This is a genomic window from Photorhabdus akhurstii, from assembly GCF_019090985.1.
Lineage (GTDB): Bacteria > Pseudomonadota > Gammaproteobacteria > Enterobacterales > Enterobacteriaceae > Photorhabdus > Photorhabdus akhurstii.
The window spans coordinates 2,343,590-2,355,699 of record NZ_CP020335.1; the positions used below are offsets into that span (position 1 = coordinate 2,343,590).

At 34.0% G+C, this 12,110-nt stretch carries 8 protein-coding genes, 2 tRNA genes, 1 pseudogene and 1 CRISPR repeat array; of the genes and pseudogenes, 5 read left to right on the plus strand and 6 right to left on the minus strand.

What is annotated here, in order from left to right:
* The first annotated feature begins 496 nt into the window (after positions 1-496).
* The gene (locus B0X70_RS25765) at positions 497-763 is read left to right on the plus strand and encodes a hypothetical protein (protein ID WP_336246317.1); all 267 of its coding nucleotides are present in this window, start codon (positions 497-499) and stop codon (positions 761-763) included.
* Between the two features lie 1,414 nt (positions 764-2,177).
* Here B0X70_RS25765 and B0X70_RS10260 read toward each other — a convergent pair.
* The 4 genes from B0X70_RS10260 to B0X70_RS10275 form a co-directional block, all read right to left on the minus strand.
* Entirely contained in the window at positions 2,178-2,846 is a 669-nt protein-coding gene (locus B0X70_RS10260) for a helix-turn-helix transcriptional regulator (RefSeq protein ID WP_217471447.1), read from the minus strand.
* Positions 2,847-3,578: 732 nt separating this feature from the next.
* Positions 3,579-4,253: a LuxR C-terminal-related transcriptional regulator gene (locus tag B0X70_RS10265; RefSeq protein WP_105397809.1), complete on the minus strand. Its 675-nt coding sequence runs from the start codon at positions 4,251-4,253 to the stop codon at positions 3,579-3,581.
* 931 nt (positions 4,254-5,184) lie between these two features.
* Positions 5,185-5,454: a CRISPR direct-repeat array (repeat unit 28 nt; unit sequence GTGTACTGCCGTACAGGCAGCTTAGAAA).
* Positions 5,455-5,643: 189 nt separating this feature from the next.
* Entirely contained in the window at positions 5,644-6,552 is a 909-nt protein-coding gene (locus B0X70_RS10270) for a WaaZ-like lipopolysaccharide core biosynthesis protein (RefSeq protein WP_217471448.1), read from the minus strand.
* A gap of 38 nt (positions 6,553-6,590) precedes the next feature.
* On the minus strand, positions 6,591-7,163 hold the full coding sequence (locus tag B0X70_RS10275; RefSeq protein ID WP_217471449.1) for a serine acetyltransferase: 573 nt from the start codon (positions 7,161-7,163) through the stop codon (positions 6,591-6,593).
* Positions 7,164-7,980: 817 nt separating this feature from the next.
* Between B0X70_RS10275 and B0X70_RS10280 the strand changes: the two genes are divergently transcribed.
* The 4 genes and pseudogenes from B0X70_RS10280 to B0X70_RS10295 all read left to right on the plus strand — a co-directional run bounded on the left by B0X70_RS10280 (position 7,981) and on the right by B0X70_RS10295 (position 11,661).
* On the plus strand, positions 7,981-8,898 hold the full coding sequence (locus B0X70_RS10280) for a phage tail protein (RefSeq protein ID WP_217471450.1): 918 nt from the start codon (positions 7,981-7,983) through the stop codon (positions 8,896-8,898).
* Positions 8,899-9,629: 731 nt separating this feature from the next.
* Positions 9,630-10,260: pseudogene (locus tag B0X70_RS25955) on the plus strand (tail fiber protein); the annotation flags it as partial.
* A gap of 224 nt (positions 10,261-10,484) precedes the next feature.
* On the plus strand, positions 10,485-11,114 hold the full coding sequence (locus tag B0X70_RS10290) for a tail fiber assembly protein (protein ID WP_217471714.1): 630 nt from the start codon (positions 10,485-10,487) through the stop codon (positions 11,112-11,114).
* A gap of 148 nt (positions 11,115-11,262) precedes the next feature.
* Positions 11,263-11,661, plus strand: coding sequence for a hypothetical protein (locus B0X70_RS10295; protein WP_217471451.1), 399 nt, complete (start codon positions 11,263-11,265; stop codon positions 11,659-11,661).
* Positions 11,662-11,918: 257 nt separating this feature from the next.
* Here the strand turns inward: B0X70_RS10295 and B0X70_RS10300 are convergent.
* Together B0X70_RS10300 and B0X70_RS10305 are read right to left on the minus strand one after the other, a co-directional pair.
* Positions 11,919-12,005, minus strand: a tRNA-Leu gene (locus tag B0X70_RS10300).
* Positions 12,006-12,011: 6 nt separating this feature from the next.
* Positions 12,012-12,085: transfer RNA gene (locus B0X70_RS10305), tRNA-Cys, on the minus strand.
* Positions 12,086-12,110 lie beyond the last annotated feature (25 nt).

Consider the following 12,110-nt stretch of genomic DNA (forward strand, 5'->3'; position numbering starts at 1 on the left):
TATATTGGTCATTTTAATCTGGTAAAATATATTGTGGAATTGTCAGAATAATCAACTATATGGAGTTTTCAGCCTAAAAACCGCGTCTGAATTTGTCTGCTGTTGACAATAGTTATTCTTAAATAAAATTAAGGTTAGGTAAATTCTATGAAATTAAATTTTTGAAGAATAATTAAATAAAAAACTTACTTAAAATGGTATAGCTCGAGATATAAAGTTGCATTTCAAGTTCCACTTAGATGTTTGTCACAATCAGATTCTTACCCTATTTCTTGCGGTTTTTATCAATGATTTTCTGCTTTGACGATACTGGTGGGGTAACGTCAGAGACAAAATATTGACTCGATTTTCATCAATTTCATAATATTTATATATTTTTTTAAAAAAATTTTTCGCATTATCAATCATAAATTAATGCTTAAGTGGTAATAATATGGTAAAAATTTCGATTAAACCAACGTTTCATGTGATTAGTAAATAGGGAGTGAATAGATAGATGGCAATAGAGTATTATCTACTCGTTGGTGACAAAACCACCTGTGGTAAGCGTCCCGGCACGTATATTATTGCCGGTGGCATATCATATTTCACGTCAATAACGGCGCCAAAGCGCGAACAGCCTCCGCGGGGTAACAAACACCTGCCCGAACCGGATAAACCGCAGGATAAAAAATTACCGTGGTATAAACGGTGTTTAACGGTGGCAAAAATAAGGCCGAAGCCGTTGTTACCGCTGTGGCTGCAACTACCCGCAGTGTGGTGAGGCATTGCTGATGCGTATCAGTGCTGGTCGCAGGATGGAGGTACCGAATTCGTTGACAGTCGGATTAATGGAACTGTTTTATTTATCAGGATTGAATGAGGGCGAAGAGGATTACTTAAATCGATATCATCTTAGTGAAATTGTCGAACGGTTCGATAAGGCACCGACTCGTGTTCATTTTTACTGGATCAGAAGATGAAAAAATCAGCAGGATGACGGCTCTGGGCTATCATGTCAGCCGAGAAAGTGGTTTGGATAAAGTAGGTAGTGATGCTCCCTATTCCTAATATGCTGCCGGTATATACTCAAGATACTTCAAAGTGCATGTTTGAAAAACGATTATGTTATTGAATTTAAATACTTTTACGTCTGACGACTCAAGCATCTTGAAGTTCATTTGGTATATGTGTATTTGGATGAACCACCGGTGAAATTGTTTGAAGTGGATTTAAGTTTATCTTTATAAAGCCCTTTGTAGTCAAAATAATTTGGAATATTTTGAACATGTTTACATACTTGATTAATATAAATAAAAAATTTATATCTTTCCTTTATTCACCACGGCTCATTATTTTGCTCTAACGTATTAATTATTTGAGGTGAAAAAATTATTTTTCTACTTACTTATAATATCACTCCTCTTCTTTTGGACATAAAATTTAATTGTTAAGATTTGAATTTATAATCCATTTAACTCACTAATGAAAATAGTGACAAATATTGCTGAGATATAAATTTAAATTCAGTAAGTTGATTGAATATAGTTATCCAGGTAAATTCATGCAATAGAGGGTGATAACTTGCTCGTCAAAAAATACATGCTTATTAATTAGATGTGTAACTGTTTTATAAAGAGGATTTAAGAATGAATAAATATAATATAGAAGACTATTTTATATAAAATTATTTATCTTGCTAAGTAAATACACTCAACGGTAATATTTTATTCTATTGTATACGAAATTATAGCTATTAATAATGAAAATTAGTATTAACATGTAATAAATAAATTATTTGTCCGCAAGGAAGCTGGTAATAAAATCCATATTAGCTTGATTGTGAGCGATTTCTTTGGCGTAAGAAATGATTAACTAATGTAGATAATTATTTTTCTGTATACTCAATAATATTAAAGTTTTTAGGTAATTTATTGTCTCTAGTAGGTTCAGCATTTGTATAAATAAAATAGAATTCTTTCTCTTTTATAAACCATCATTATGAATATCTATCCTATGTATTTGTTCACTGAATGGTAATAAGGAAAAGGGAGCCCTGTTGGGTTCATATATAACTTTTAAAAATTATTGAGTATAACTATCATATTTTTAAATAAAAATATCCCAACAGAGCTGGCTATTTTCTCCATTAATAATGGATAAGAACAGCATGTAAAAAACGGGAATAAATACGTAATCTAAGACAATAAAAATTTTTCCGGTATATAGTGATTAAAATCATTGGTTCGGCAATACTCTTCTAGTTGTTGGCTAGAATTAATACCTATCTTACGGTATATCCGAGTCATATAAGATTCAACAGTGCGATAAGCTAGGTTTAGTATTTGTCCAATCTGTTTTCTGGTATTTTTCTGTAAGAAGAGGAAAATGATATCCCATTCACGTTGAGTAAAAAGATCGGTTGGTGGCTGGAGCATAATTGAAGCGGGTAGTTTATCATGGTATTGATGTAAATAGGCTAATGAATAATTTTGCGCTTCCCAGCCATGAAATATGACTCCAATGCAATCTCCATCTTTATGGTAAAAAGGTAATTTTTCGAAAAAGTAAGATGATGAAACTTGCTCTCTGCCAAATACATGGGTTTCGATTGAACATATCCTCTGTTGTTTTTCCATTACTTTTTTGTCATGATTAATAAATTCTTCCGCAAATTTAGCACTATCCCAAGGAAGTTCATTTTCATAAAACCCCTCAAATTCAAATGAATTTGAAAAATTTTGGAGAGATTTTAATGCCATATTGCCGTAGATAAAGCATGAATTTTTATCTTTGATTCCCCAAGGATCATTGCTTGAGGTCAGTGTGTTAATAATTTGAGATGATATAGTTATGTGATTACTCATCTTATTATTCCTTTTTACCTGATTTGTGTTTAATTTGTGATATGTTTGAATCATACTGTCAGTTTAATACTTTATTACCCGCAATGACAGACTTTTCCAGAAAATAATTATCATGGATATTTTCATTACGAGAATAGTTTAATTGTATATGTCATTGTAGATGTTATTTGGGGTGAATCTTCTTAATATAATTAACGGCATTTTCTACAATAGATGGGGGTAATCTATCAGTTGAAAATCTCAAAATATCGTTATTTTTAGAAAAATGTCGATATTGGTAGAGAATCGGGAGGGGGGGTAATCACTTTTCCCGGGAGATTATTACTTTCTTGTACAGGTAAATTAGTTCAACAACGGTATTGTTTTGATTGTATTTTTTAGTTGGTATAATACCATTTAACTATTCAAGTAATTATTGAAATGATTTACTTATGGTGTTTAAAATAACAGTATTTTATTATAGAGAGAAAAGGCCGATTATTTCTGTTAATGAAATTTATTTTCATTTAATAGGTAATCTTTAAATGTGATGGAATATAACAGAAAATGATTATTTATCTTAGAAATAAAATAAGCGTTAAGTGTTTGTGTAACTAATGTTTTTATATATGAAAATGCTGCCAGTATAATTTGAGATAATATCATTATCCATTGATGATGGGATTACATCATACTGGCAGAGATAAACTATGTAATCATGTTTTTTGTGACTAAAAATAGGAAATAGTGTTATTAAGATAGTAAAAACCTTTCCGGTACATAGCGTTTAAAATTATTGATAAGACAATATTCTTCCAGTTGCTGACTGGAGTTGACACCTATCTTGTAATATATATTGGTCATATGGGATTCAACTGTACGATAAGCAATATTTAATATTTTTCCAATCTGTTTCCTGGTGTATTTTTGCAAAAAGAAAAAAATAATATCCCATTCACGTTGGGTAAAAGTATCTGTTGGTGGTTGGAATATAATAGATGTGGGTAGATCATTATAATATTGATATAGATTAATTAATGAAAAATCTTTGGCTTTCCATCCATGAAAAAAGATACCTATGCACTCTTTTGCATCGTTATACAGTGGTAATTTCTCTTGGAAGTAAGACGATAAGATTTTTTCTTTTCCATATGTATAGGTTTCGAGCGAACAAACTCTCTTTCCTTCTGTCATTACAATTTTATCATGATCAATAAATTCTTTCGAAAACTCCGATCCACTCCAGGGAAGTTCGTCATCAAAAAATCCTTCATAATTAAATGACATTGGAATGTTTTGAATAGATTTTAAGGCCAGGTTACCATAAATAAAGCGTGAATTTTTATCTTTGATTCCCCACGGCTCATTGCTTGCTTCCATCGTGTTTATTATTTGTGGTGAAACATATGTTCCATTAATTTCTTTCATGATTAATGCCTGTATAGCTGATGATAGGTTTATAATACTTTGCGACCCTAAGTGATCAATATTGATAAGGTGTAGAAGAGGGTGGTTATTTCTCTTGCGGTAGCTTCCGAATGAGTGAGTTTTTAGTAAGATGACTTGGCATCGTTTCAAAGTATGTTTTATCTTGGTGGAGGTATTGTTATTCATATTCTAATATTATCAAATATAATTTATGTTTTTAAATGACTCTATTTTTATTCTTAATTTAACTTAAGGTTAAAGTGATACTGCTCAGTTTACTTTTTATATTTCGCATAGTAAATCCTTGCTGATTACTTAAGAGATTATCTAAATAATTTAAGTAATAATTTCACTTAAAATAGATTTATTCTATGGCATAGAGAAACAATTTGTTTTTAAAGAAAAAATATACTAATAATTAAATTATTTATTCTTTAACCGAAAAATTTTAAATAAATGAAAATATATTTTTAAATATTATTTTTTAGAGAAATTATTTAATCATGATATTTTTTCTGAATGGTCAATGATAGTCGGTAATACTTATTTTTTTCCATAGTAACTACTGAAAGATCAGGCCGATATGAAGGATATATTGTTACAGAGAGCATCTGTATAAGGTAAAATTCAGATCTTACAGCCGTTATTACCTTATATCCCCATATCTCCGAATGGGAAAAAATCAATTTTGTTGAGTGATGAATGAGATAAGGTAGAAGATTTATTGAAACGTAATCGTTAGCTAAGAAAGTTGCGTCAGTGGTAACTTAAAAACTTGAGCCTCTCTTGACCTAATTTTTGACCCTTTTTTAGTAACCAATTTTAATTCATTGATTTTTAAACAAATATTGTTTTCCCCGTAAAAAAGGTTTTTTTATTTTTTATAATGATTACACTTTAACATTCAGTAGGTTGGGGTTAATATGTAACAGTGTACTGCCGTACAGGCAGCTTAGAAATAAATTGTACGTTTGTACGAAGGTACTCCCTTGTGTACTGCCGTACAGGCAGCTTAGAAACTATGCCGATTAATGCCGCAGACAATGCTTGTAGTGTACTGCCGTACAGGCAGCTTAGAAAAATGGTGCTTATAATCAACACTTAAGCCTTGTGTGTACTGCCGTACAGGCAGCTTAGAAACAAACCCGAAAACTGGTCAGATGAGATACTGGTGTGCACTGCCGTACAGGCAGTTTAAATTCTTAAAGTTCTAGGTGTAGTTTAGAGTTATAAAAGCAAGGAATTTCTATCGAGTGATAAGACTGAAAATATTGGCTTCATATTGAGATTGGTAAATACTCTACCTCAAGGATGAGGTAGAGTATAAATGAGCTTGAGTTTTAATTGAGGTTTTTCTCGTTTTACATGAAGCTACGCAAGCTTTATCAGATTAAATTTCCCTATAATCCAACTTTTCGAATGAATTTATAGCGCTATTTTTCGATAGATTATAAATTTTAACTCCTTTGCTTATTGCTATTTCATGAGCTAGGTTGAAACAAGGAATGATGAAATCGTGTAAGTTATTATTTAATTTGGTATCGAGTTTGTCATTTTGAGTTTCATAAAATCTTGGTTTTGAAAAATTGTTCATATCTAAACCTGCGAAATATATTTTTTTATAGCCTAAAAACAATGCTATTTGCAGAGCGGAATATGCAACTGTTGTTCCGTTATAAAATCCAAGATTCAAGTTCAATGAGAATGCTACACCATTTTGTATTATTATTTCATCACTCTTTATCTCAGAAAGTTCTTTTTCCTCTTTATAAACGGGTTGATCAATATTCTCAATAATAATTACCTTACATTTCAATTCAAGATAACCATAATGAATTAAGATGTCGTTGAGGCAATCCATTGTTGTGAAGAGTATTAATTCATTATTTTTTAGTATGTTTAAAACAATATTTTTCCTATTTAGAATGAATGTTCTGTCAATTATAACATGATATTTGAATTTCACCTTTGGTGATAGTTCATACGAGCCGTTAACGCCCATAACATCAAATTTAGTATCATCAAAAAAATCTGTTTTGATGGTAGATACTGACGGTCCAGATGCAATAATGATTAATGGTTTTTCTGATTCTTTGGGGAATTCATTGATGCTTATATTTTTCTTATTGAACGAAACTGAGTTGATTTTACCATTAATGTTTCTTGAAATCTTTATGTGAGGCCAAAAGTTCATGTTGTGTTTCATTCTTTTGCTGGCTATATTTCTGTATATTGATTTTGTTATATTCTGCTTACAGAGTATGCCCAATTTTAAGAGATATTTGTATTTAAAAAACATATTGTAATTCCATTTTTATTTTAAGGTGTAACATTTGGTTAATTGTTTTTTACTGTTTTTATCTTTATCTCATTTCGAGATTTAGGAGTATATACAATGCAATTAGCAGGGATATCTTTATTAATAAATGACATTGCACCGATGTAGACATTATCCCCAATTGTTATATTGTCACTTATAATACAAGAGTTTGCGCCTATTTTTACATTATTGCCTATCCTTATTGTTCCATCAACATCTTCATTAAGAACGCCAATGGTTGTATTTTGTAAGATATGAAAATTATCACCGATAATGCATGTGCGAGAAATAACAATGCCAACATAATGAGATATACGAAAATTTTTCCCTATATAGGACCCTAATCCTAAATCACATCCATATTTATTCCTTAGATTTCTATTTATATGAATAGAGATTTTCTTGGCTTTATTTGTCCTGTATAAATAATTAGCAATTCTCCACCAGAAATAGAACCTGCGATCTGGACATTTAAGGGCTCGATGGACTGCTTTGGGCCATGAAAATGATGTTCGTGAACAGATAACTTCACTGAGTAAACATGCCTTTAAATGGTTTAGCTCTTCTTTTTGTGGTGATGTTTTGTTCATTTTTCTGTTAATACTTTGTATTGGCTAGTTGTATCATTTTTCAGGTGGATTATATTAAAAATGTTAAATTCAGCCAAATAGATTAGTTTGGCAAACGTAGAATATGTGGATTGGTGCTCACAAAATACAGGCTAGCTATCATATAATTTCTATGCTGCATGTTATCTCTGGCAGGTTTTTAGCCACTCAACCTTTTGAAATGAGTCCCAAAAAAGTCACTGTCAAGTGCAAACAGCGTAAATCCAGTCAAACCATCTCGCAGAAAAAACAGGGGAATTACTGGGTTGGCAATGAGACGTATATCCGGGGAATTGTAGATTTTCTTGATCGCTATACGGGTTAAAAATTATTTTAGTGGAATCCACCGCTATCTGATATTGGTCTTTCCGTTGTGATGCCTATAAGTTAACGGCACTAAGTGGCAGGAATTATTCACCGTTGGAAAGATACTAAGTTTGGTATCGTTTATACTCAAACCATATTAATTAAAATTGGGAATATTTTTAAATTATCAGTAGTTAAAAGCATCAATAATAATATTGAAATTAGTGTTAATGAATAAACTTCTGGATGCGGTTTTTAATACTGGACATTACCGTTTGGATGTTCGTGTTCAGATACCAAAATATTCAGTGTAGGACATTGAGTTGCTTATTGTAGTCAATTATACAAAAATAGTTAACCTTATAAGTAATAAGAACAGTGCATTACTTTTTTTCTGAACTAGACTTTAATTGGCGTGAGTTGTAATGGGGTGTTTTTATAATAATTTAATGTGTTGATTGTGAAATAACATTATTTAATTTAAGGAAGGTGTATGAATCACAAGAATGATTTTAAGGCTTTTTCTATTAGTGATAATGCGAATGTAGTCAGCCAAGAAAAATATGAGGTAAATCAGAGTTTGCAGACTGGATTTTCACCAGATAATGTTCCCACTCACTTGTTAAATAAGGTATTACGTCAGGCATCAACGGTATCATCTGTCGTGGCTGATTTTATTGCGGCAGGATCTGGCAATGATGTTCTGGATGATGGAAATATAGCCAAACTCACCGCTCAATTAAATAAAGCGTTAGAACAGAAAATTACAGCAGACATTCCCAGCGCCTCATTAACTCAAAAAGGTATTGTCCAGCTTACAAATGTGATTGGTAATAGCGATACATTGGCGGTTACACAAAAGCTTGTTCAGGAAGTAATAAATTCATTACATAAATATACCCGTGAAGAGATAGATAACCGGATTAAAACAGCCAATGAAATTCCTGTCGGCTCTCCTATTCCGTGGCCGTTACCTCACCCACCATTCGGTTATTTCACTTGTAATGGTTCAGCATTTAATAGATTACAGTATCCGAAGTTAGCGGAAGCTTATCCTGATGGTAGATTACCTGATTTAAGAGGCGAATTTATCCGCGGATGGGATGATGGTCGAGGTATTGATAGTGGCCGTGGAGTTTTAACTCACCAGGGGGATGCTATCAGAAATATTGAGGGCTCATTTCCTGGGGCAATAGCATCAAACTATCATCTGGCAACAAAAGGGGCTTTTTATGCTAGTGAAACTCTTGGAATGGGTGTAGATGGTAATCCTAAATCAGTGGATCATTTTACCCGGGATGCTGTATACACTGCATACGGTTTTGGGTTCGCCGCATCAAGTGTTGTTCCTGTGGCCTCAGAGAACCGCCCCCGCAATATAGCATTTAATTACATAGTGAGAGCAGCATAATGGCTGAATAGAAGTACCTTTTGAACCAAAAATAGAAGGGGAGGGTGCTCTACTTAAATGAAAGAAATTTTGACCCTTTTTTAACGGCAAATTTTAATTTATTGATTTTTAAATAAATATTATTCACCCCGTAAAAAAGGGTTTTTTATTTTTTATAATGATTATTCTTTAACATTCAGTAGATTGGGGTTAATATGCAACAGTGTACTGCCGCACAGGCAGCTTAGAAAATGAGGCGGTTGCTTTCAACCCAGCAATAACTGTGTACTGCCGCACAGGCAGCTTAAAAAACCAACATTCTCACTTGCCAATCCATTTTCAGAACTGGCGGCTCAAGTGTGTCGATGAGAACAATGAATGTGTGTTTTATGAAGATAGGGATTCCTGTGACATTCCAGAATGCTGTCGTTTAGATATTCGTGTCCGAATGCCGGAAGATTCAGTTTGGAATTTAAAACAGAAGGAGTTGCAGGAAGAGATAGAAGGAATAGGAGAAAAATAGTTTCCAGATATTAAATATAAATGGTTTGGATATATTTCCGATTTTAAGATATTGAATTGCTTATTGCTGCTAATGATATAAAAACAGTCAATCTCCTAATAAATAGGAATGCTGTATTACTCCTCTTTCTGAACTAGACTTTAATTTTAATGATTTACAGGCGGATTGTTTTTACAGTAATTAAATATGTTGATTATAAAAAATATTATTTTTATTAAGGAGGAAGTACATGAGTCAGAAAAGTGATTTTAAGGCTTTTTCTATTGGCAATAATGCTAATATAATTAGCCAAGAAAAATATGAAGAAAATCAGAATTTGCAGACTGGGTTTCCACGAGATGGTATTACCACTGATATGCTAAATAAGGCATTACGTCAGTCTTCCACGATATCCTCTGTAGTCGCTAATTTTATCGCCACACACTCTGGCAATGATGTTCTGGATGATGGAAATATAGAGAAACTCAACGCCCAATTAAATGGAGCGCTGGAACAAAAAATGGCAACAAAGGTTCCCGATGCTTCATTAACACAAAAAGGTATTGTTCAGCTTACAAATGTGATTGGCAATAGTAATACATTGGCTGTTACACAAAAGCTTGCTCAGGAAATAATAAGTTCGTTACGTGAAGAAATTAATATACCTGTGGGTTCCCCCATTCCGTGGCCGTTACCCTATCCACCTATCAACTACCTTGTTTGTAACGGTGCATTTTTTAATAAATTGCAGTACCCAAAGTTAGCAGAAGCTTATCCTGACGGCAGATTGCCCGATTTAAGGGGAGAGTTTATCCGTGGCTGGGACAGTGGTAGAAATGTAGATCCATCGCGTTCAATATTGTCGTGGCAGGAAGGGGCTTATTTGATACAGAATGCTGATCGGGCCAGTCATTTTATTATTACCCCTTCACTCAATGAGCGCAAAAAATTGCAGTGGGATATTCCCCAAAATAACAATATTTCGGTAAGAGCTGTATATTATAAAGCTCAGACAGACTGGACTGCGAATTCCGCATTTATAGGGGTATCAAGGCCCCGTAACATAGCATTTAACTACATAGTGAGAGCAGCAGCATGCAGCGTAATGACAGAACAAAAAAACTTTTTAGAGCAACATGAAGCTGCCGTATTGGGTGAAGACGGATTAGCAATTCAACCCGGCTGGATAAAAGTTTATCATACTAATCAAATAACAAGAGAATTTACTAACGCTGATATTGAATATGTTATGCTCGGCGTCAGTTTGTCAGCGCATTCTTATTTAGATGCACCAGATTTTCCCGATTCTGATGACCTGGCTGTTTGTCGAAGTGAAGATGGTAAGCGTTGGGAAATAGTACCTGATTATCGCGGAAAAATCGCTTACGATACGTTAACACGAACTCAACAGGAAATTACTGAACTGGGTGAATTACCTGAAACTCAGACCTTTAAGCAACCTACCACCGATTTTGATAAGTGGGATGGCACACAATGGGTCACTGATAATGTCGCTCTAAAAGCAGATCAGATTGAACAAGCGGAGCGGCAGCGTATGGCTTTGTTGCGACACGCTAATGAATCCATTGCATTACTGCAAGATGCTGTTGATTTAGATATCGCTACCGAAGCAGAGAAAGCTGCTCTGTTGGAATGGAAAAAATACAGGATAATGCTCAATAGAGTAAATATTTCGCTGGTTTCCGACATTGAATGGCCAGAACAGCCGAGGTAAAAAGTATAATGAAAGGATATAGTGAATAGTGATTTCCATCACGAAAAAAGAAACAACCCTCGTTATTTTAAATGTAGTTTGTCAGCGGTCTGAGCCACCTTGCGGTGGCCTTTTACTGCTGTATTTTTCAGATAATTAAGGAGTAATTATGGGGTGGGAGCTTCATATAACAAGAGCTGAATGCTTCTCAATGAATGAAGATTGCCAGATTAGTAGCGATGAGTGGCTCGCATTAGTGGCTGAGGATGGCGAATTATTCATTGATGAAAGAAATGGCCAGTTTCATGCTAGATGGACAGGGAAGAGCGTCTATGAAGAACCTTGGCTGAATTGGTCTGATGGGAACATATATACAAAACACCCCGATACAGCCCTATATTGTAAGATGTTACAGATAGCCGAAAAACTTAATGCAAAAGTTGTTGATGACGATGATCGTCTGTACTTACTTCCAACCGATTTAGAAAATCCGTCATGGGCTAAATCAAACCAACCTGAAATAAAAAAATTGTTCCTACAAAAGCTCATGAACTGCATAAAAAGATAATAATTTTCTGCTAACTCTGTCAGTAAATAGGTTTCACAGCAATGTAGCAATTATTACTTAACTTTTTTATGTGAAAAATATTTTTCTGATGATGTTTTGAGGGGGAAGAGATTGCCTGAAATAGATAATGTATATTTATACAGCGCCGCCAAAGTGCCGCCACTTCATCATTTTCAGGCCATCGCACAATGCAAAAAAGCCACCTTGCGGTGGCCTTTTCTTTTCCCTAACTCACTGTTTCACAGCAAGTTTTCATTTGGTGCCCAGGGCGGGACTTGAACCCGCACAGCCTTACAGCCGAGGGATTTTAAATCCCTTGTGTCTACCGATTTCACCACCTGGGCTGAATCTGGAGGCGCGTCCCGGAGTCGAACCGAGGTTGACGGATTTGCAATCCGCTGCATGGCCACTCTGCCAACGCGCCTTTCTATCTTTAGTTACTTGCCATA

Coding starts and splice junctions, on each gene's coding strand:
- B0X70_RS10260 (WP_217471447.1), bottom strand. CDS start 2,846: ATGAGTAATCACATAACTATATCATCTCAAATTATTAACACACTGACC.
- B0X70_RS10275 (WP_217471449.1), bottom strand. CDS start 7,163: ATGAACAAAACATCACCACAAAAAGAAGAGCTAAACCATTTAAAGGCA.
- B0X70_RS25765 (WP_336246317.1), top strand. CDS start 497: ATGGCAATAGAGTATTATCTACTCGTTGGTGACAAAACCACCTGTGGT.
- B0X70_RS10290 (WP_217471714.1), top strand. CDS start 10,485: ATGACAGAACAAAAAAACTTTTTAGAGCAACATGAAGCTGCCGTATTG.
- B0X70_RS10295 (WP_217471451.1), top strand. CDS start 11,263: ATGGGGTGGGAGCTTCATATAACAAGAGCTGAATGCTTCTCAATGAAT.
- B0X70_RS10265 (WP_105397809.1), bottom strand. CDS start 4,253: ATGAAAGAAATTAATGGAACATATGTTTCACCACAAATAATAAACACG.
- B0X70_RS10280 (WP_217471450.1), top strand. CDS start 7,981: ATGAATCACAAGAATGATTTTAAGGCTTTTTCTATTAGTGATAATGCG.
- B0X70_RS10270 (WP_217471448.1), bottom strand. CDS start 6,552: ATGTTTTTTAAATACAAATATCTCTTAAAATTGGGCATACTCTGTAAG.